The sequence below is a fragment of the Allobosea eneae genome, from assembly GCF_042657265.1.
In the GTDB taxonomy this organism is placed as follows: Bacteria; Pseudomonadota; Alphaproteobacteria; order Rhizobiales; family Beijerinckiaceae; genus Allobosea; species Allobosea eneae.
In genome coordinates, this window is the sequence record NZ_JBHSLW010000013.1 from 21,889 (window position 1) to 41,837 (window position 19,949).

The window sequence follows — 19,949 nt, forward strand, 5'->3', positions numbered from 1 at the left end:
TCGATTTGGCCGCCTGACCTGCTCCCGCCAGGAGCCGGTCAGGCCAGCAAGGATCGTTCGATGCACGGCGTCCTCGCCATGATAGCCCAGCGGATCGCGCTCGGGGTCGCGACCCTGTTCGTGATTTCGCTGCTGGTCTTCCTCGCCGTCGACATGTTGCCGGGCGATCCGGCCGAGGCGATCCTCGGCCAGAGCGCGACGCCCGCCTCGGTCGCGGCGCTCCGGCAGGAACTCGGCCTGAACAAGCCGCTGGTCGTGCGCTATGCCGACTGGACGGTGGGCCTGCTGCGCGGCGATTTCGGACGCTCGCTCGCAAACGATCGGCCGATCTCGGAGCTGATCGCGCCACGCTTGGGTGCGACCTTGTCGCTGGCGGCGCTGGCGGCGGCGATCGCGCTGCCGCTCGGCGTCTTGCTCGGCATCCTCTCGACCGTGCATCGCGACCGGGCGCTCGACCGGGTCGCCTCGACCGCCTCGCTGCTCGCGATCTCGTTCCCTGAATTCTTTACCGCCTACATGCTGGTGGCCTGCTTCTCCGTCGGCCTCGGCTGGCTACCGGCGATCTCGCTGTCGAGCCAGGGCGGCTTCGTCGAGACGCTGAAGATGCTGGCGCTGCCGGCCCTGACCCTATCACTCGCCGTCATCGGCTATGTCCTGCGGATGACGCGGGCCGCCATCATGGGCGTCATGGCCTCGCCTTATGTCGAGATGGCCCGCCTCAAGGGCGTCGGACCTTGGGGCGTCGTCGTCCGCCATGCGCTGCCCAATGCGCTGTCGCCGATCATCAACGTCGTCATCATCAACCTCGCCTATCTCGTCGTCGGCGTCGTGGTGATCGAGGTGGTGTTCGTCTATCCCGGCCTCGGCCAATTGCTGGTCGACTCGGTCGCGAAGCGCGACATTCCGGTCGTCCAGGCCTGCTGCATGCTCTTCGCCGGCACCTATATCGGCCTCAACCTGCTCGCCGACATCCTGGCGCTGCTGGCCAATCCGCGGCTGCGCCGGCCGCGCCAGCGGGAGGCACGGGCATGACCGGCATCATGGCACTCCGCACCGCTCCGCTCTCCGCCCGGATCGGGCTGGCGATCGTCGCCCTCTACCTGTTCTGCCTGCTCTTCGCCCCGCTCGTCGCGCCCTATGGCGAGACCGAGATCGTCGGCGGTCCCTGGACCGGCGGCTTCTGGGATCCGGCGGCGGAGGGGCCCGCGACCCTGCTGGGCACCGACCATCTCGGGCGCGACGTGCTCTCGCGCCTGATCTACGGCGCCCGCAACTCGATCACGCTGGCGCTGCTGACGACCACCCTCTCCTTCCTCACCGGTACGACACTGGGACTGGTCGCGGCCGTGCGCGGCGGGGTAGTCGACCAGATCCTCGGCCGGCTGGTCGATCTCGTCATGGCCTTCCCGACCCTGATCTTTGCGCTGCTGGTGCTCGCTGTCGCCGGCTCGACGCTGCCCGTGCTGATCGGCGTCATCGCGCTGCTCGATGCGACGCGGGTCTTCCGGATCGCGCGCGCCGCCGCGATGGACGTCGCGGCCCAGGATTTCGTCGAGGTCGCGCGCCTGCGCGGCGAGGGAACCGGCTGGATCATGCGCCGCGAGATCCTGCCCAACATCGTCGTGCCGCTCGCGGCGGAATTCGGCCTGCGCTTCTGCTTCGTCTTCCTGTTCATCGCGACGCTGAGCTTCATCGGCCTCGGCATCCAGCCGCCAACCGCCGACTGGGGCTCGATGGTGCGCGAGAACGCCGCCGCGATCTCGTTCGGTATCCTGATGCCGCTGTTTCCGGCCGGCGCGATCGCGCTGCTGACCATCGGCATTAACCTGGTCATCGACTGGGCCGCCGCCGGCCATCACGGGGTGAGCGATGAACGCTGAAATCGCAAGCCTCGCCGAGGTGACATCGCGCCTGCGGGTTGAGGCGGGCAGCACGCCGCTCCTCGTCATGAATGGCCTCGTGATCGAGACGAGCGGGCCCGGTAAGGCGCAGCGGATCGTCGATGGCATCGACCTTAGGCTGCATGCCGGAGAGGTGCTCGGTCTGATCGGGGAATCGGGCGCCGGAAAATCGACGATCGGCCTCGCCGCGCTCGGCTATGTCCGGCCCGGCTGCCGCTTCGCCGGAGGCTCCGTCCTGTTCGACGGGCAGGACCTGCTCGCCCTGCCGCCGGAGCGGTGCCGTGCGCTGCGCGGCACCCGCATCGCCTATGTCGCCCAGAGCGCCACCGCCTCCTTCAACCCGGCCCACCGCCTGATCAACCAGGTCGTCGAGACCGCGACGAGGCAGGCCGGCATGGGACGGCGCCAGGCCGAGCACGACGCGCGCGAGCTGTTCGCGCGCCTCGCTTTGCCCGATCCCGACCATATCGGCGAGCGCTTCCCGCATGAGCTGTCCGGCGGGCAGCTCCAGCGCGTGATGATCGCGATGGCGATGATCTGCCGGCCGGACCTCATCGTCTTCGACGAGCCGACTACGGCCCTCGACGTCACCACGCAGGTCGAGATCCTCGCCTGCGTCCGCAACATCGTCGAGGCCTTCGGGACGGCCGCGATCTACATCACCCATGATCTCGCAGTGGTGACCCAGCTCGCCGATCGAATCGTCGTGCTCCGCCATGGCCGCATCGTCGAGGAAGCCGCGACACGGGCCATGCTCGCCGCCCCGCGCGAGACCTACACCCGCTCGCTCTGGGCAGTGCGCCAGATCCGGAAGACGCCCGAGCCGGATCACGGCGCACCACTGCTGGAACTGGACGGGATCAGCGCCTCCTACGGCTCCGTCCAGGTGCTCAGGGACGTCTCGCTGACGGTCCGAAAAGGCGGCACGGTCGCCCTCGTCGGCGAATCCGGCTCGGGCAAGTCGACCCTGGCACGCGTCGTGGCTGGATTGCTGCCGCCCGCGGCCGGGGGAGTCCGGCTGCAGGGAAACGGCTTGCCGAGACGCCTGCAGGATCGCTCACGCGATCAGCTTCGCCGTGTCCAGCTCATCCATCAGAGCCCGGACGCCGCGCTCAACCCGCGACAGAGCATCCGTGAGGCAATCGGCCGACCGTTGCAGCTCTATTCCGGCCTCAAAGGCGCCGCACGCGAGGCCCGTCTGCGCGAGCTGATGGCGCTGGTCGAGCTGAAGCCCGATCTGCTCGACCGTTTGCCCAACGCGCTCTCGGGCGGGCAGAAGCAGCGCGTCTGCATCGCCCGTGCGCTCGCTGCCGGCCCCGAACTCTTGATCTGCGACGAGGTGACCTCGGCACTCGACCAGGTCGTCCAGGCCGGCATCCTCGCCATGCTCCAGCGGCTGCAGAAGGAGCTTGGCCTGTCCTGCCTCTTCATCACCCATGATATCGCGACGGTGCGCGCCATCGCCGACGAGGTCGTGGTCATGCGCCAGGGTGCCGTGGTCGAGAGCGGGCCGCGCGATGCGGTGCTGGAGACGCCGTCCTACGACTATACGCGGCTGCTGCTCTCCTGCGTGCCCGATGTCGATCCGGACTGGCTGACCCGCCTCCTGCAGCAGCGCACCGCCGCAAAGGACATCAACGATGCGGGTTGAAGACATGCCGGCCGGGTCCGCGCTGGACCGGATCGCCTCCCTGCGCGCGCATCTGCCGGACAGCCAGGTGCTCGACCGCAATGCGCTCGCCACGCGCGATCCCGGCTGGGACGCCAGCAATCTGGACGCCTTCGCGCTCGTTCGCCCCGACTCTGTCGCGGAAGTCGCAAGGCTGGTGGCGTGGTGCCAGGCGCATCGTTGCGCCTTCGTGCCGCAAGGCGGGCGGACTGGCCTCGTCGGCGGCTCCGTCACCACGCCCGAGCAGCTGATCTGCGATCTCGGCGCGCTCGACAGGATCGAGGAGATCGACCCCGACAGCGGCATCGCCGTGGTCCAGGCCGGCGTCACGCTCGGCGCCCTGCAAGAGGCGGCGGCGGCCGTCGGCCTCCATCCCGGCCTCGACCTCGCCGCACGCGGCTCGGCCACGATCGGCGGGCTGATCGCGACCAATGCCGGCGGCATCACGGCCTTCCGCACCGGCGTCATGCGCCACCGCGTGCTCGGCCTGGAGGCCGTGCTCCCCGATGGGCGCCTCCTCGACGACATGACACGCGTCCTGAAGACCAGCGCCGGCTATGATGTGAAGCAGCTGCTGATCGGGGCGGAGGGCACGCTCGGCATCGTCACGCGCGCGGTGATCCGGCTCGATCCCTTGCCGAACGGCCGCGCGACCGCGCTGCTGGGCACCACCGGCGCAGCGCGGGCGCTCGACATCGTCCGCCATTTGCAGGGTGGGTCGGCGCCATTGCTCGCGGCGGAGATCATGTGGTCCGGCTTCGCGGCTGTGACTTGTGCCGCGCTCGGCCTCGATTCGGCGCAATTGCCGTTGCGCTCGCCCTGCCTGCTATTGGTCGAGCTCGGCGGCGCCAGCTTCGAGGCTGCCCGCACTGCGCTGGAAGACGCGCTCGCAGCTCTCGTCGAGACGGAACCGGACCTCGACGGCATTGTCTGCGCCTCGATAGCCCAGTCTGCGCAGCTCTGGCGGCTGCGCGAGGACACGGACGCGCTCTATCGGCTCCACCCCCAGGCACCTTCCTACGATATCTCGCTGCCGGCACGCGAGTTCGATGGGTACGTGGCGCGCCTGCGGCCGGCTTTGAAGGCGATCGATCAAGCCATCGAACCTTATCTGTTCGGCCATCTCGCCGACGGCAACCTGCACATCGTCCTGAACCAGCCCGGCCCGCTCCAGCCAGATGCCCGTACGGCTATAGAGACTGTGATTTATGATGAGTTGCGTGGGCTCGGCGGCTCATTCTCCGCCGAGCATGGCATCGGCAGCAAGCGGATCGCAGCCCTGAAACGCAACGCCGACCCTGTGAAACTGGCGTTGATGGCTGAGCTCAAGAGGTTGTTCGATCCCGACAACCTCTGCAATCCCGGCAAGATCGTTGCTTGAATCTGGTGAGCCGAAGAGGTCGTCTACGCTTGCGGCCGGTCGCCCCCGGCGCCCGCGCCATTCACGCAAAGCGCCACAAGCACGCGCTAGCCTTCGCCAGTAAACCGGACTCTGGGTCGTGCGCCAAGCAGCCAGTTAGAAACTCTTTGCAGAGCTGGAAGCCCGTCGAGCGACTGCGTCATCGACTTGCAATGCTGCAGGCCGTTTCCAGACAGAGTTGATGGATCCGCCCATCACCGCAGGTGGCGCTCCGGCTCGCTTGGAAAGGCATCAGCCTGATCGAGGCGACATCTGCGCCTCGATTAGCTCCGCCGTCCTCCGATAATGCGCGGCAAGAAGAGCCTGGGCCGTGTCGGCATCTCTCGCGAGAGCCGCGTCCATGATCTGCCGATGTTCGAACGCGACGTCGCGCGTGCCCGTCGGCATCTTTCCCGCGAGCGCTGGCAGGCGATAGCGCTGGGTCTCGACATGGAGCTGATCGGACAGGTTGATCAGCCGGCGTGAGCCACATTTGGCGATGAGTGCGCTGTGATAACCCACAATCTGTTGCCTTTCAGTTGCCTCTGCTATTGCCCCTTGCGGCCCTTAACAGCCCCTTGTTGTGCTCCATCGCATTCGATGGGTCCGGTTGATCTTCCCGCAATCCCCCGCGTGCTATGGGAAGATCGTGCCGAAGCTCGATCTCGCCAAGCTTTCTCGCGACCTCGATCGCCGACGCCGTGACCGCCCCGAGGGCGTTGGTCCCGGTGGGCGCCCTGCTTCGGGTGCGATGGCGGTCGTGCGGGACAACCTTTCCCAGCTGGAGGCCTTGCACGCCGCCGGGGCGAGCTGGGTCGATATCGCGGCCGGCCTGTCGGCACAGGGTATCCGGCGCGGTGATGGCGAGGCGCTGACCGGACGACAGCTCACCGCCCTGATCGCCAGCGTTCGCCGCCAGCGGCAGCAGCGTGAGGCGAAAGCCGAGCAGCGACAAGCCCGTCCGGACCTGCGGTTGCCACCGGCGCGTAAGCTCGGGCTCGCGTCCGATCTCGTCAAGCCGGAGTCGCGTCCCTCCGACCCTGCTCGCACCGAGGAAGACCTGCGGCGCGATCAGCTCGCTTCACTCCAGGACCTGCTCAAGAAGGACTGACTGCCTATGGCTCGCATTCTGCTCGTCACTCAGGAAAAGGGCGGCGTCGGCAAGTCGCTGATCTCCCGCGCCCTCGCCGAGGCCGTGCCGGAAGCGCCGGTGATCGAGGTTGATGCCAGTCGCCGGCTGATCGAGCTGGAAGGTCGTGCCGCCTTCTTCCCGATGCGAGCCGACCGCGCTGCGATCGAGAAGAGCGGTGGCCGTGCGGCGCGTGCCGAGTTCGATGGCTTGATTTCCGCGATGACGCAGGCGAGCTTGCCAACCATCGTCGATGTCGGTGCCAATACCTCGGCCTCGCTGCTGGCGCTGCTCGCTGATCTCGCGCCGGACCTCAAGGAGGCGAAGGTCGAGATCGGCATCGTCGTCATCGCCACGGCGGAAGCCGGAGCGCTCGCCGAGGCGCCGCGCCTCATGCAGATCGCGAAACCTTTCGCCTCGGCCCGCTTCCTGATCGAGAACCGGGTTCGCGGCGAGGTCGATGGCAAGGTGCTCGCCAAGATCGCCGATGGCGCCACCCTGACCGCGCTCGCTGAACACGTCATGGAAGAGCAGGCCGTTGCTCTCTATCAGGCCGGCGGTCTCGCCAGCATTCCGAAGCTGGATGCAGGCAAGCTCAATGACAGGCACGGGCTTGCCCTTGGATCGCGCATCCGCCGAGACCTTGCCCGCTTCCGGCTGGAAGCGATGGAAGCCGTCAGGCCCGCCGCCGAATGGCTCGTCAGATGAGCAAGCCGGGGGACCGGCTGGCAGATGCGCGACGTGCTGCCAATGCCGCTCAGGCGGATGTAGCAGCCGCGAGTCGAGATCGTCTCGCCGAACTGCTGCGCCAGCCTGCGCATGCGCGCCTTGAAGCCTTGAACGATCCGGCCCTGGAGCCGGCCGAGCGCGAACAGTTGCGGCGCTCGCTGGCGCCCCTGCTTGCGGAGAAGAAGCGTTCTGCTCCCAAGCCGAAGGCGCCGCTGACCGGCCGTGATTTTTCTGCGCTGCTGAACTGGAAGGTGGCTGCGATCTTGATCGTGGGGGCGGGCGCCAGCGTCGCTGCCGCCCGAAGTGGCGGGCAGCGCGCGATCATGACGCGCTCGACCGAGGTTCGGGCCATTCTGTCGAATGGCAGTGTCGGCTGGCTGCCTTTGGCGCGTGGTCAGGCGGTTGTCGTGACCGGACGCGATCAGCGAGAGGCAACGATCCGGGTCTGGCAGGCGCGGGAAGGTTATGCGCGAGCGCAAGTACCTTTGGAATTGCTGGCCGCTCCGACGCGCTGATCCACCAGCCGAAACGTTACGTATCGATCGCGCCGACCGGCTTTTGCCAATTCGCCATGCCGGCGAAGCGCGGATCGCGATGCGGCAGGGTCTTCTTGACGAGAATCGGGTCGCTCGTGTGATCAGCTCCCGTCAGGAAGACGATCGCATTTGTTCGGGTCAACTCGGCCATCTGATCGGGCGTCGCCAGACGCTGCGCCGCTGCGCTGCGCGTCTCCTGGGGCTTGCCGTTCGGGCCAGGGCTGCGGGAGACTGCTACAGTCGTGAAAGAGCCGAGCGCTCGTGACCAGTGTTCGGCTTCGTCGCCACTATGGCGGGGAACATTGAATACCGATACGATTTCGGCCGTTTCCATAATCGTGCGCGCGCCGTCCTCGCCATAGGCTTCGCGAAGCTGGGCGCTGCTTTGCCAGAAGGTCCAGATGCTCGCGCCATAGCCCGGCAGTTCGCCGACGCCCTTCAGGATCGCGTCGAAGCGGCCGAGGACAAAAGCCTCGTCGATGAAGATCATCACCCGCTTCGCCGGGCGATGCTTGCGGATCGTGACGAAGAGATCAGATAGCAGCCAGCGCAGATAGGGCGCCGTGATCTCGCGCCGCTCATCGGCCGGCGTCACGATGAACAGGTCGGTGTCACCGCGCGTCAGGTCGACCAGATCAAGCGTGTGATCGGTCATCACGGCACGCAGCCGCTGATCGAGCAGGAATTGCAATCCTTGTCCCGCCGTCGACAGGATCGGGTCGCGCACGCGCGGTTCCGTGGCGAGGATCGATGCCGCTTCCAGTTCAAGAGGCGTTTGGCCGCCAGTCAGCGCTCGCGCGAAGGTGTCGACATTCTGCATGATGCTGGCGGCGGCGCCGATATCGGCACGGTCATCGCGCAACGTCACGAAGATCGCGGCGGCGATCATGACGCTGGCGCGGTCGCGGAAATAACTTCCCGCCCCAGAACTGCTTTTGGGAGCGGGCAACAGGGCGCGGGCCATGCTCATCAGCGCGGTCGTGTCGGTGCGATCGACATGGAGCAGCGGGTTCCAGCGATCCGTGCCGCCAACGATCCCGAGCGGGTCGATGCAACGCACGGTCCGCCCCAGCGCCTCGCGGCGTTTTCGCATGGCGAGATAGGCCGATCCCTTCGGGTCGATCACGACCGCAGGCCCCGTCCAGGCGCCCTCTTCGGGAACAGCAAGATTGACGAGCAGCAACCCGGTCTTGCCGGAGCGCGGCGGCGCGATGCTGACGAGATTGCCTTCCACCCGGACGCGCACCGCACGGCCGGTGTCGGGATCGAGCCCGAGTTCCAGCCCCTTGCGCATTCCTTTCAGCACACGCGCCGGCGCCCAGCGCGCGCTGCCGAATTGGTTCGAAGCATCCCGCAGTGGGACGCGCCGGCCGCCGGAGACGATCAGGGCCGAGCTTCCGACAATCAGGGCGACTGCCGCCCAGCCGGCGACGGCGCCACCATAGGGCAGCGCATCGACACGGCCCCGCACGAGGTCGAGCAGGAAAACGCCAATCGCGGGGAACTCGCCATTGAGAATCGCGCCGAACCATCGCAAGGGATCAATTTGTCCCGCCGGCCAGCCATCCGGTAGGAACCCATGCGCCAGCAAGAACGCGATGGGAAAAGCCAATAGCGCGACTAGTAAGGAGATCGCCGAGGCTAAGACAATTCGTGCTGGCACGTCAGGTTCGATCATAGGAAGCAGCCAATTTGAGCGGTGAATCTAATTCATGGCCGAGCACTGACCGCCCGCTCTTGAACGCGAAATGGACTTCTTAGTCTCTTCGAAAAAAGGCGGCCATGGTAAATTCGATAAATATTCTTGAAGTAATATTGAATATTGCTCCGGAAATAGCCTAAATACGCGTCCGAATCGATGTGAAAATCGGTCATAATTAAATTATTACTAGAATTTCTCCTTATAAAAAGACGATGATATTCAATAACATAGAGTAAATTATCCTCAAAATATTCAATATTATTATCAAACTCGATAACTTGCCCATGCCACTCAAAGGTAATGACCACGCCCTTTTTCGTGATTTGGCCCAAGATCATTCTATCAGTATCAAAAAAATTAGCACCTTTCTCAGCAGGAAGAGAATAGTCTTGCCAGATAAAATCTTCTCGTAAAATCCTAAGAGCTGATCTTAAATCAGTTTGATGTTTGATAATAATCATCTCTTCTGCTCACGCTTGTCTCCAGCGAACACCGTTCGCGAGACGGAACCATCGGTATGGGTCACGACGATGCCGGAAGGCCCGAGCACGGCATGGTCGACCAAGAGCTTCAGCCGCTGTTGGAAGGCCGCTCGCAGATCGGCATTCTCCGGCTCAGCACCGAGGCTGTTGTAGACCTTCTGGATATCGGCGGCAGCCGCGTCGATGTCGGTCGGACGGGTCTGCTTGTGAGCGCGGTCAAGCTCGACCACCTCCCTGTCGGCGGCGTCAAGTTCAGCTTCGAGAGCCTGAACCTGACGGCCGACGCGGCTCGCCCCGCCTGAACTCTGAACGAGTTGAATGAGATTATCGAGCTGGCGCTGAAGGTCTTCCCGCCGGGCCTGGGCTGCTGAAAGTGCCAGTTGTGCCTGGCTCTGGCGATCCGAGGCCGCGTCGATCAGCGCCTTGCGGCGCTGGCCGAGCCCGAACACCGTCGACAACTCAACGCGCTTGTAGTCGTACATGGTGCGGTGATCGCATCCTGCGCTGGCATGGGCGCGGCCGCAGCGAAGCTTGTAGCCGCCACCGACCAGCGACTTGTTGAGGAACACCATGGTGCTGCCGCAGGCTTCGCAACGGACGAGGCCGGAGAGCAGATTTTTGCGCTGTCCCGGCTTGCCTTTGCCGAAACCCCGTGCCTTCGACGCCGCCTGCGCGGCCCAATAGGTCTCTTCGCTGATGATCGCCGGGAAATAGCCGTCGATCGGCGCTTCAGCAGTGGCGTCCGAACCACCAGCAAGCTTCCCACGCGGAACATAACGCCCGAACGTCGCTGGGTTAGACAGAATCTTGGCGATGTAGCTGTCGTGCCAGTACCCCGCCTTCTTCCGCCCCTGGCCCCAGGTTTCCTCCTTGGCATCGTTCAAGCGCTTCTGAATCGACCGGCGCCCCAGCCCGGCGATGGTGTCGGCAAACATCGACCGGACGATTTCGGCGCGGTGAGGAATCTCGATGAATCTGCCTGATTTGGGGCCGCCGACGAGTTCGAGCCAACCCGGACAACGACCGGTCATCGCCTGCTGGTTCTCAGCAGCCCGCAGGCGCTTGGCTGCCCAGGCATCGGAAACCCGTTTCGATTTGAGCGCGCTTTCCTCATGCGCTCGCGACATCACCACGATGCTGATCAGCAACTGCGTCTGATCCTCGCGCAGGCTCTGTCGCGAATAGACACGCTGGTCGGCAAGCGTCACGATCACGATGCCGTTGCGGGTGAGCCCGAGAAACAGCTCCAGCGCATCCAGCACCTCTTCGCGTGACAGGCGATCAAGGCTCTCGACAAGGAGATAGGAACCGGGACGGACATCGCCGCTCTCGACACGCCTCAGAAACGCGCCGAGCGCCGCCCGCTCGTCGCGGTGCTTGCCTTTGAAGGCCGATACGCCTTCGTCTCGAAAGCTCTCGTCGAGAGCGAGATTGTGGGTGGCCGCGTAAGCCCGCGCTGATTCAATCTGGCGTCTGAAACTCTCGCCCCGTGCCTGCTCCGGTGTCGAAAATCGCACATAGGAGTAGGCCACCACCTGCTCCGCTGTCGCTTGCGCTCGTGCTTTCGTTCTCGCCATACCAACCGACATTGCCAAGCCCGTCCAAACAAGTCCCTAACTGGCAATGACAATAATGCATCTGACATCTTGATGAACGGGCCGCCCGGCGCCGGCAAGTCGATGCTGGCGAGCCGGCTGCCTTCGATCCTGCCGCCGCTCGATCCGCGCGAATTGCTCGAGGTTTCGATGGTGCTCTCGGTCGCCGGCCATCTCGCCGATGGGGAGCTGACCGACCGGCGCCCCTTCCGCGCACCGCATCATTCCGCCTCGATGGCGGCGCTGGTCGGTGGCGGGTGTGAATCCTCATTATTAACGAGACTCAGTCACTAATTCTGCGACTCATTCGAGGCCGCAGATGTCTGACGATCGCGTTCATCGCTTATCCGCCTTTCCTTCCGGGGTCTGGTGGGTCCGTTGGATCGACAGCGTCTCGATCATCTCCGTGACGCCAGGCACGCCAACGGTGAAGGTCGTCCTCGGACCGGTGCCGCCGTCGCCGGCCGGAACGGTCAAGCTGGCCGATCTCGCCAAGGACGCCACGGGCTGCCAGGTTATCGAGGTCGCGATCGGTATGATCGCCGGCCTGGTCATCGGTACGATCTTCGAAGACGGTGTCTGGGTGGGCCGGCTGGAGGCCGAAGAGCGCGCCTTCGACTTCGATCTGCCCAGCGACTGGGTGGGTCTCTTCGCGGCCAATCAAGAGCCCACTCCGATCAGCCGACCGTCCTGGTGGAGCTCGTCGAAGTACGATGTCATCTCGGCTGCGGCGTATCCTCGGGTCATCCGACCTGACTCCTTCTGTGCCGTCCTCCAGAGCCAGTTCGATCACGGGATCGCAGTGATCCCGGCTTCCGAAGTAGTCCGCGCATTCATCGCGATGCATTCCGACATCGCGACCTTGGCCTTCTCCGAACCTTGGGACATCGGACTCGCCAAGCTGGTGGACCTCGACGCTTCAAACGTGGACGAGCACGGCAACTGGCGCGTCGTGGCGCGAGGGAAGCAGCTGCGCAAGGAATGGGTCTCATCGGTCGCAAGCCTGATGCAGGTATTCAATCCCGTCGGCGCCAGGGCGTCCAACATGCTCCATGCGACCGCGGTCGCCCAGGGCGGACGGATCTCGGCGGCGTTGCCCTTCGATGGCTGCAGGCTGCGCTTCGAAGCGAGGTGCCTCAAGCTCCACCCGGGGAAATACCTCGTCGTCGAGGTCACCCAAGCGCAATGGCCGCATCGGCAAGGCGTCACGCTGGTCGAGCCTGGGCCGCTCGAGGACCTCGGAGATGATGCCGCTCAAAGGTCCTACACTATCGATGTCCTCGCGCTGCCCTATGATCGGGACGAGCCCGTTGACGTCGTCTCGGGCGAGGCTCCGGCGCAGATGGGCGAAACGGCGAAGGGGACCGCCGACGCTGTCTGGTACGGTGCCCCCATTCCCGAGATGGTCGTCGGCGAGGCGCGTCCGCGCCCTGGCCGCAGCCCGATCCCGAAGCCGAACTTCGTCGCCTCCGCGACCGCCGTTGGTGCGCCCGCACCGAGCGCCGCAGTGACACAGGCGTCGGTCGTGCAAGCGGTTCGCCTGCCGGCCTGCGGCCGCTTCGAAGGTACCGCTGCGATGTTCGACCAATTGGCTGCCAGCGGCGATATCCGATCCTGGCGCACTCTGCCGGAGCCGGGGCGCCCAAGACAGGTGGGGGCGCGCGAAGTCTGGTCCTTCGGGATGTCGGCGCCCGGGCGATCGGGGCGCTGGCGCTATGTCGACCGGAAGCGGGGTATCGTCCGTTCCGCGATGGTGGGCGAGATCGTTTTGAGCAGTGGGCGGATTGTCTACTGGATTGAGATCGAACCACGTCCTGGCGAGGCCTTCCGATCGCTAGCGTTCGGCATAGGGTCCAGTGGAGCGTCCGCCTCCATCCGTCGCTTGCTCGGTCACGCCGTCGATACGCGCGGAATCTGGGGTGATCCGACTGCGCTCGCGAGCGCAGTCGGCCTTCGTGGCGCAGCGGCTTTTCGACATGGCACTTCGGCAGGTGGTCGTGCCACTGCTACGAGGGCAATTGCCCTTCTGACGGGCTTGCCCTGAAGATTGCGAAGCCGGCACAGCAGTTTGATGCGCATCCGAATCAGGTCACGTTAACGGCGCATCCCCCGTGTGGTAAAATGCTCTGCAGATGCCGAATCGGTGACTATGAAGTAATTTTCCGATTTGGTTTTTGACCTGTCAGGGGCGCTGTGACCGATGAGTATGGTAGAGCAAGAGGCACCGCGCACGTCATCGCTCCAGGCGAATTCTTTCGCTGTGCTGGGGGCGACGACGAGGGATGGCCGAGGCCGCCTCATCGAACTGGCTGATGAGCGTTCTTTGATCGTCGACGGCGACGGAGTTCAGAAGGCACAGTCCGCGTTACTGAACATTCGGGCACGGCTCGCCGCGGAAATGGGATGGTTCCCTGGTGTCGCTCCGGGAAGGGCTGCCGCGATTGTCGACAGCCTCTCAGGTAAGACCGCGGTTGATGTGCCCTTGGACCTGCCGCCTCTCGCTCGGGCCAACGTGCTATCGGCGACTGCGCAAGCGATGTCCGATCAGGTCGTGTCACAAGAGGCGGCCACGATCTTCTACCGGCTAGCCTTGGCTGTGGAGGACGTCGATCTTGATGCGGTCTTGCGGGACATCAACGAGGACCGTTCAGTCGCGGGCTTCCCTCCCGTCCGCGACGAGAACTTGATCCTGGAGGAATTCGAACTCAGGAAAGCTGAGTATCGAAAGGTTTGTAATGACGTTCTGGATCGTCTGCCCAGTCGGACCCTCGTGAAGGTCGTCGATGCGGTCGTGCAAAGAGGGACAAGGGAGGGTAACGAGCATGCGCCAGCCTTCGTTCAGGAGGTTGTCGCGTTCTACGAGTTTGCGTTGCAAGGCTTCATGGAGGCCGAGCTGAAGAACATTGAGGCACTTAACGCACGTGCTCTGGCTCTTGCGTCGCAAGGAGAGGCGTCGGTTGCGCCGGTCATCGAGGAAATCAAGAAGGTAGCGATCAATTTCAACAACGTTGTGGGGCCTGTCCAGATCGTCAGCAAGGCCAATGGGATCGATCACGCGCCCACCCGAAATTTCGCCATCGAGATCCGAAGCCTCTCGATCTCGCTCCATAACGATTTCGGGTTTCTTGACACCCCGTCCCGCATCACGAAGTTCCTGAACGATAACTTCGCACTCTCCGATGCGGTCGCGGAACATCTCTCTACCGACATTGCCTATCTGAAGGCGGCGGAGGAGGGAAAACGCAAGTCCGAGGAGGATGAGCAGGAGTTCCTTCGCGCTATCACCTACAGCGCCGAGATCGGCGCGATGTTCAAGGACAAGGTGAGTATCTCCCCTGCCGGCATTTCCTGGAAGAACAATCATATCGCGCTGGAGGCGGTGACGCGCATCCGTTGGGGCGGGACCCGCCATTCCATCAACGGAATCCCGACGGGGACGGCGTTCATGATCGCCGTGGGCGACGACCGATCGTCCTTCACGATCGACACCCGGAAGAGCGAGATCTATGCCAACATGGTCGACCGCATCTGGCGAGCGGTCGGCGTTCGCCTGCTAGTGCAGACCGTCAAGGAGCTGAAAGCAGGCGCAGCGATACGGTTCGGCCAGGCGATCGTTCGCGACGACGGCGTGACGCTCCTCCGGCACAAGGTGTTTGGTGTCAACGAACCGGTCAGCCTGACCTGGAGGGAAGTCAACATCTGGAGCCAAGACGGCAACTTCTTCATCGGCTCGCGCACTGACAAAAAGGTCTACGTCGGTCTATCATATCAGAACGACGAGAATGTCCCGGTCTTAGAGAACATGATTTCTGCGTTCTTCAAGACCGGGAGGGATCGTGTATCGACCCTCTTCGATTGATCAATGCCATCCCCGGACTTGCTCGACGGCATGCGCCCTTAAGGCTGCGCGCATGTCCTCGATCTCGGTCTGTGCTCTGATCATATCGGACTGGCGATATTGATAGTTAGAGCATCGCGAGTTAAATTCTCGAACATGAAAATTGAAATTCGTGATGTGATTATCGCTTGTATTGTCAAGTATCTCTCGCATTGCCTCAATTCTGATCTTTCCAGCTAAGCAGTATTTAATTTCGCCTTGGGATAGCGTCTGGTTCAGGCCGCCAGTAGGAATCTTCATTGGCTCGGATGTTTGCGTTGGTGCTGGCGCGGGCCTCGGCGGCGGATTGGAAGGACGCGTGGCGGGTGTCGACGGAGGCGCGTAATTCGCCCCGGAGTAGCTCTGCTTGGATGCGTTCGAGTTGAAGAAGGCGATCAAGCAGATGCCTGCTATGACCACTGCCCAGGTCTTCCTGCTGCCGGTCCAGAACCCGGGCTTCTGAGCATCGGGGACGAATGGCTCGTCTTCTGGCCTGACCCTGATCGGATCCGTGCGCGGAGGTATCGGTGCGGGCTTGACGATCGGCTCGGCGGAAAGCGTGGAAGCCAAATAGGTCAAGCCAGCAAAGCCTTTGGCTGCGGCCGATTGCTGGTGAATGTCGGTCAAGTCCGATCTCCATTACTCATAGGAAGCCGACCCTATTTTTCACTTCGCCGATAGGCGGAAGAGTCTTGAGTGCGGCTTCTAGGCTCTCGCGATCGACTTCGTTTCTTCGAGCTTTCGCAGCAAGCCGTGCGCCTTCGCGCACCACGAATGCCGTGTCGGAGAGAGGTCTACCAGCAAGCCTTTCGGCATAGCTGTCCAGTCGCACGTCATCGGCGAGAGGCACCCCGTCGAGCAAGCTCGACAGTAGGTCGAGCATCTCCGCGCCGTTCGCAAAGTCGACTTTGATGACATGGTCGAAGCGTCCTCGCCGCAGGATGGCGGGATCGATCGCATCGAGCCGATTGGTCATGCCGATGATCATTACCCCCGCCTTGATTGCCGACGGGATAATCCTCAGGAATTCGGCGACTTCCTCCACGCGGTGCTGGCCGGATTCCCCGGAACCCCGCGCGGCTAGGAACGCGTCCATCTCGTCGATCACGACGACGGAGGGCGCTGCGTCGATAGCGGCTTGGAAGAGCTGCGCCACCTTGCGTCCGGTTTCATGGATGTAAGGGCTGCCGATGCTGTTCGCCTCGACGCCGAACTGCGGCCAGCCCAGGAAGGCGACGAGTCGTTCGACGGCGACCGTCTTGCCGCAGCCCGGCGGGCCTTCCAGAATGATGGCAGCAGGATTTCCTATACCCAACGCTTCGTAGTGCTGGCGATTCTGGACAACGTCGACAACGTGGTCGTTGAAGAATTCTTCCAGGGTCGAGCGACCGGGAAGCCTGAAGCGCCCTTCGCTGCCACCATCTTGGTTGCGAAGCGCACCGGATGGGGTGTTCTGCCCCGGGGTGGTAACGGCCACCATGCCAACAGGGGTCAGTCCGGCAGTGCGGACGACATCTGCCACTCCTTCCGCCGGCAGCCAGGACAGTAGGTTCTGCATCTTTGCCATAGGCGTGACCGAAACCCTGAGACCGCCCGTCAACCATGATCCCAGCACCAGGTCGTCGTCAGCGTCGGCATCCGCCTCGTAGGTTGGCAACACCCTCGACAGCCGCTCGACGTAGAGGCCGTTCTGCAATGACGTCGTGGTGTCCAACTTTCGTGTCTCGCGGATCGAACTCGCGAATGCCAATGCCTCGCTCTTGTCGTTTGGGGCCGGAGATCTGTCCAGCTTCGCGAGCGTCGACCCAGCCCCGCTAACGACGGCATGCCAAGCGGAGGTGCCGTAGCGAACTTCCACACAGACGTCTTCGGTCAGCAGCCCGGTGTCGAACCATCGTTGAAGCGTAGCGCCCCGCATGAGGAGCGCTCGCCCCCTTTCGTTGGTCTGGACGATCTGCCAGTCGATGCCGGACGAGAGGACGCGGCCGACTTTGACCGTGCCCGTCAATGAATGTCCGATGGGGAGCCAGGGATCCGAGGACATTTCAGCCCTTGACGATGTTCGTTGCGGCGATGAGGTCGTCCGCGTCCGGCGAGGTGATCCTCTGGCGATCGAGGTGGTTGAGCACTTCGCGCAATGCTTCGACGTCGTTGTTGGCGATCGCCTTGCGGCCTTTCGTGATGAGGTGCTCGTAGACCTTGGCGTCGGCAAAGAGGTAAGGCGCCTCGACGTACCAGTTGAAGCGATCGACCGTGAACCAATCCTGGCGACGAAGGATGCTGAAAATCTTGCCGTTCAAGTCCTGGATGTTGGCGTCGAATGCCTGCCCAGGCGTCCCGATCAGCCTCTCCGTCGCGGCTTGAAGCGCTTCGAAAGCCGTTACTTCGTTTGGCTTCGCCAAGCTTCTCGCTGCATTATTGAATAACTCGACGACACGGTCGAGATCCATTCGTCGGATGACTTTGAAATTCGCCTTCCTGGCTGCCGCGAGAAGGCTCTTCGCCTTCTGGACATCGTCCATGGCCTGCTTAGCAACCTCGGGATCGCTCTCGTTCAATGCGATGGCGTTGGCCCGCTCCAGCTTCTCCCTTGCATCTGCGAGTGCAGGGTCGTCCACCTTCGCAGCGATCTCCGCCAGCTGACCCGCGGTCTTGGTCGCGTCCTCATGGATGCGCTTGGATGCCTGCGAGAAGTCGGTGAGGCCGCCCTCGCGGGAATAGAAGTTCTTCGTGTTGTTGAACGAGCCACCGATGGACGGGACTTCGATCTGAAGGTCGATGTTTCCCCCGTATCCGATCTCGTAGGTGAGCATCAGGTCGGCCCCTGCTGGGATGACGCCGTCGACGAAATCGTTTCCGGTGATCTCGAAGAGGCCGACGAAGGTGTTGTCGGACACCGGATGCGCGATGTCGCCCTCCCACACCTTGAACTTGATCGAGCCCGGCGCGCCGGCACGTAACGATTCCGTCGCCTTGAATCGTTCCACGCCCCTCGCCGGCAGCTGATCTCCAGCCCTCACCAGGTAGAAGAGCTTCGGCAGATCGCCCAAGGCGTCGCGAACCTCGACGCCGATCGAGTGCGAGGCCGGGACGGCGTCGACCGTCGCAGCCGTGCGAGTGATCACGATACGATCCTGTGCGAGGGACAGCGGACCGCCCGACGGATCGAACACGAAAAGCTTGAACGCGTTGTCGCCGGGCTTGGCCAGCGGAACCTCAAGAATCGATCCATTCTTGATTTCGGCGCGTCCGGAAGACCATCCGGTATCGAGGCTGTCGATCTGGAAGGCCGAGCCCGGAACGACGGGGCTACCCAGCTTCAGGGCAATCTTCGCCTTATTGTCCGGAGTGCGCGACGCGTAGTTGACCGTGAGGTCGATACTCGTCCCGACGCTTACCGTGCCTCGCGCGCTCTTGCGGGACCTGCTGTGGGTGCTCCAGTCAATGGCTTCGGCGAAAACGGCTGCGCCAGCCGCCACGGCGGTCATTGGGTTGACGTCTGTCGAAGCGGCGATCCCCAGCTCGAAGGCCACGCGATCACGCAACGGCTTGTACTGCGTCGGACCTCCAACGAACACGATGCGCTCGATGTCGTGCGGCGTGAGACCGGCGTGCTCGATCGTCTCTCGGGCCGCCGTAACGCTCTCGCGGATTTTGCCGTCAATCAACGATCCGAGTTGGTCGCGGGTGACGTTCACGTCCAGGTAAATTTCATTTCCAGCCAGATCCCGGCAGCCGCATTCGCTCTCGGTGGCACTGATGACCGCGGTTTCTCGGCTGGAGAGTTCGATCTTGGCCTTCTCGACGGCCCGGTCGGCGACGCGACGCAGCAGCTTGTACTCGGGCGCTGCCAGGAAGTTCTCCGGCAGGTCGAACTGCTCCGCCAGCCAAGGCATGACGAGATTGTCCACGATCGCTCGATCGAAGTCGCGGCCACCGCACATGGCGATCCCGCCCTGTCCGAGCAGGCTTACTCGGCCCCCGATGCTCTGGGCGATGGCGATGTCGAGTGTCCCGCCACCAAGATCGTAGATCAGGAAAATGCCGTCTCCCTGCCGACTCCGCATCACGCTCATGACCGCGGCGACGGGCTCTTGCATCAAAGCCACCTGGCCAAGGCCGGCAGCGCGAGCGGCCTCCATCGTCGCGTCCTTTTGCATCTGGTTGAACGCGGCAGGTACGGTGATGACGGTGGCGATGTCCTGGTCGTTGCGGATCGCCTCGGGCAGATAGCCGAAGAGAGTGCGCAGGATTTCGGCAGAGCATTCCTCCGGCGTCATGGTGAGGCCGACCGCCGGAAGGTTCACCGGAGTCGAGGTTCCCATCAGCCTCTTGAATAGGACTGCCGTGCTGTCTGGGTTGCGTGGGGCACTCTCATAGGCCCGCTGTCCTACGTACCTGTTGCCCCGACGGTCGATCGAGATCGCAGACGGAGTGACGTCGTTCTGCTCCGGGCTCTTGTAGATTTGGACCGTTTCACCGCCGAATGTGCAGATAGCGCTGTTGGTGGTTCCCAGGTCGATGCCGACGTAAGTGCTCATGAATTGACCTTCCTCAACATTACACTACCCATGCGAACCAAACCTGATGTGTTCATGACCGTGGGTTCGATCGTTTCTACGACAACGACGACATCTTCGGCTTCGAAGTCATCAATATTGAGTGGAGTGGCTGCCGTACCAGTTTCGAAAATTTGCCCTTCGTGGCTGACGAAACGCATTCCAGCGTCTGCCAGGCAGCTTTCTATTTTTCCGACGAAGTATCTGTGTTGATTTGTGAAGCGCGCGGCCTCGAGCGGATCAAGTTTAGCGAGAGCTCTTCCGAAGAGCCGTTGGAAGCGCCAGCTCTCCAAAGCGAGCTCCAAGAGCGAAGCTTCTCTCTGGCTGATGATTTCACGCGAATCCATTATTTCTTCCATGTCGTGAGATGT

At 63.3% G+C, this 19,949-nt stretch carries 17 protein-coding genes and 1 pseudogene; 10 read left to right on the top strand and 8 right to left on the bottom strand.

All coding sequences use genetic code 11. The annotated features are described in order from the left end of the window. Positions 1–60 precede the first annotated feature (60 nt). Genes ACFPOB_RS11320 through ACFPOB_RS11335 form a run of 4 tightly spaced genes read left to right on the top strand, consistent with a single transcriptional unit; the run spans position 61 to position 4,951 of the window. Entirely contained in the window at positions 61–1,032 is a 972-nt protein-coding gene (locus ACFPOB_RS11320) for an ABC transporter permease (protein ID WP_377798357.1), read from the top strand. Then, positions 1,029–1,880, top strand: a complete 852-nt coding sequence (locus tag ACFPOB_RS11325; RefSeq protein ID WP_377798359.1) for an ABC transporter permease — start codon at positions 1,029–1,031, stop codon at positions 1,878–1,880. The genes ACFPOB_RS11320 and ACFPOB_RS11325 overlap by 4 nt, the downstream gene beginning before the upstream one ends. After that, positions 1,870–3,552 carry an ABC transporter ATP-binding protein gene (locus ACFPOB_RS11330; RefSeq protein ID WP_377798361.1) on the top strand — a complete coding sequence of 561 codons (1,683 nt, stop codon included), beginning with the start codon at positions 1,870–1,872 and terminating at the stop codon, positions 3,550–3,552. Before ACFPOB_RS11325 ends, ACFPOB_RS11330 begins: the two co-directional genes overlap by 11 nt. Continuing rightward, positions 3,542–4,951, top strand: a complete 1,410-nt coding sequence (locus tag ACFPOB_RS11335; RefSeq protein ID WP_377798363.1) for an FAD-binding oxidoreductase — start codon at positions 3,542–3,544, stop codon at positions 4,949–4,951. The genes ACFPOB_RS11330 and ACFPOB_RS11335 overlap by 11 nt, the downstream gene beginning before the upstream one ends. Positions 4,952–5,221: 270 nt before the next feature. On the opposite strand, the gene ACFPOB_RS11340 is transcribed toward ACFPOB_RS11335, so the two are convergent. Continuing rightward, positions 5,222–5,491 carry an FCD domain-containing protein gene (locus tag ACFPOB_RS11340; RefSeq protein ID WP_377798365.1) on the bottom strand — a complete coding sequence of 90 codons (270 nt, stop codon included), beginning with the start codon at positions 5,489–5,491 and terminating at the stop codon, positions 5,222–5,224. 127 nt (positions 5,492–5,618) lie between these two features. On the opposite strand from ACFPOB_RS11340, the gene ACFPOB_RS11345 reads away from it, so the two are divergent. From ACFPOB_RS11345 to ACFPOB_RS11355, 3 genes are read left to right on the top strand one after another with little or no spacing between them, the layout of a single operon-like run. After that, entirely contained in the window at positions 5,619–6,080 is a 462-nt protein-coding gene (locus ACFPOB_RS11345) for a hypothetical protein (RefSeq protein WP_377798367.1), read from the top strand. Between the two features lie 6 nt (positions 6,081–6,086). Further along, positions 6,087–6,806 (top strand): P-loop NTPase family protein, encoded by a 720-nt coding sequence (locus ACFPOB_RS11350; RefSeq protein ID WP_377798368.1) that lies wholly within the window; start codon positions 6,087–6,089, stop codon positions 6,804–6,806. Then, the gene (locus ACFPOB_RS11355; protein ID WP_377798370.1) at positions 6,803–7,342 is read left to right on the top strand and encodes a hypothetical protein; all 540 of its coding nucleotides are present in this window, start codon (positions 6,803–6,805) and stop codon (positions 7,340–7,342) included. Before ACFPOB_RS11350 ends, ACFPOB_RS11355 begins: the two co-directional genes overlap by 4 nt. A gap of 16 nt (positions 7,343–7,358) precedes the next feature. On the opposite strand, the gene ACFPOB_RS11360 is transcribed toward ACFPOB_RS11355, so the two are convergent. The 3 genes from ACFPOB_RS11360 to ACFPOB_RS11370 form a co-directional block, all read right to left on the bottom strand. Continuing rightward, positions 7,359–8,900 (bottom strand): type IV secretory system conjugative DNA transfer family protein, encoded by a 1,542-nt coding sequence (locus ACFPOB_RS11360; protein ID WP_377798372.1) that lies wholly within the window; start codon positions 8,898–8,900, stop codon positions 7,359–7,361. A gap of 173 nt (positions 8,901–9,073) precedes the next feature. Then, entirely contained in the window at positions 9,074–9,526 is a 453-nt protein-coding gene (locus ACFPOB_RS11365; RefSeq protein ID WP_377798373.1) for a hypothetical protein, read from the bottom strand. Further along, the gene (locus tag ACFPOB_RS11370; RefSeq protein ID WP_377798375.1) at positions 9,523–11,079 is read right to left on the bottom strand and encodes a recombinase family protein; all 1,557 of its coding nucleotides are present in this window, start codon (positions 11,077–11,079) and stop codon (positions 9,523–9,525) included. The genes ACFPOB_RS11365 and ACFPOB_RS11370 overlap by 4 nt, the downstream gene beginning before the upstream one ends. 108 nt (positions 11,080–11,187) lie before the next feature. Here ACFPOB_RS11370 and ACFPOB_RS11375 point away from each other — a divergent pair. The 3 genes and pseudogenes from ACFPOB_RS11375 to ACFPOB_RS11385 all read left to right on the top strand — a co-directional run. Continuing rightward, a pseudogene (locus tag ACFPOB_RS11375) lies at positions 11,188–11,400 on the top strand (ATP-binding protein); the annotation flags it as partial. A 169-nt stretch (positions 11,401–11,569) separates the two neighbouring features. Then, entirely contained in the window at positions 11,570–13,186 is a 1,617-nt protein-coding gene (locus ACFPOB_RS11380) for a hypothetical protein (RefSeq protein WP_377798377.1), read from the top strand. A gap of 156 nt (positions 13,187–13,342) precedes the next feature. Beyond that, positions 13,343–15,001 (top strand): hypothetical protein, encoded by a 1,659-nt coding sequence (locus ACFPOB_RS11385; protein ID WP_265057348.1) that lies wholly within the window; start codon positions 13,343–13,345, stop codon positions 14,999–15,001. On the opposite strand, the gene ACFPOB_RS11390 is transcribed toward ACFPOB_RS11385, so the two are convergent. The 4 genes from ACFPOB_RS11390 to ACFPOB_RS11405 are packed head-to-tail and all read right to left on the bottom strand — an operon-like array spanning position 15,002 to position 19,925. Next, positions 15,002–15,646, bottom strand: a complete 645-nt coding sequence (locus tag ACFPOB_RS11390; RefSeq protein ID WP_265057349.1) for a hypothetical protein — start codon at positions 15,644–15,646, stop codon at positions 15,002–15,004. It abuts the gene before it with no gap. Between the two features lie 16 nt (positions 15,647–15,662). Beyond that, positions 15,663–17,027, bottom strand: coding sequence for an AAA family ATPase (locus ACFPOB_RS11395; protein ID WP_265057350.1), 1,365 nt, complete (start codon positions 17,025–17,027; stop codon positions 15,663–15,665). 37 nt (positions 17,028–17,064) lie between these two features. Next, positions 17,065–19,560, bottom strand: a complete 2,496-nt coding sequence (locus ACFPOB_RS11400; RefSeq protein WP_377798381.1) for an Hsp70 family protein — start codon at positions 19,558–19,560, stop codon at positions 17,065–17,067. Next, positions 19,557–19,925: a hypothetical protein gene (locus tag ACFPOB_RS11405; protein ID WP_377798383.1), complete on the bottom strand. Its 369-nt coding sequence runs from the start codon at positions 19,923–19,925 to the stop codon at positions 19,557–19,559. Before ACFPOB_RS11405 ends, ACFPOB_RS11400 begins: the two co-directional genes overlap by 4 nt. Between the last annotated feature and the right edge of the window lie 24 nt (positions 19,926–19,949).

Coding starts and splice junctions, on each gene's coding strand:
- ACFPOB_RS11320 (WP_377798357.1), top strand. CDS start 61: ATGCACGGCGTCCTCGCCATGATAGCCCAGCGGATCGCGCTCGGGGTC.
- ACFPOB_RS11325 (WP_377798359.1), top strand. CDS start 1,029: ATGACCGGCATCATGGCACTCCGCACCGCTCCGCTCTCCGCCCGGATC.
- ACFPOB_RS11330 (WP_377798361.1), top strand. CDS start 1,870: ATGAACGCTGAAATCGCAAGCCTCGCCGAGGTGACATCGCGCCTGCGG.
- ACFPOB_RS11335 (WP_377798363.1), top strand. CDS start 3,542: ATGCGGGTTGAAGACATGCCGGCCGGGTCCGCGCTGGACCGGATCGCC.
- ACFPOB_RS11350 (WP_377798368.1), top strand. CDS start 6,087: ATGGCTCGCATTCTGCTCGTCACTCAGGAAAAGGGCGGCGTCGGCAAG.
- ACFPOB_RS11355 (WP_377798370.1), top strand. CDS start 6,803: ATGAGCAAGCCGGGGGACCGGCTGGCAGATGCGCGACGTGCTGCCAAT.
- ACFPOB_RS11365 (WP_377798373.1), bottom strand. CDS start 9,526: ATGATTATTATCAAACATCAAACTGATTTAAGATCAGCTCTTAGGATT.
- ACFPOB_RS11385 (WP_265057348.1), top strand. CDS start 13,343: ATGAGTATGGTAGAGCAAGAGGCACCGCGCACGTCATCGCTCCAGGCG.
- ACFPOB_RS11400 (WP_377798381.1), bottom strand. CDS start 19,560: ATGAGCACTTACGTCGGCATCGACCTGGGAACCACCAACAGCGCTATC.
- ACFPOB_RS11405 (WP_377798383.1), bottom strand. CDS start 19,925: ATGGATTCGCGTGAAATCATCAGCCAGAGAGAAGCTTCGCTCTTGGAG.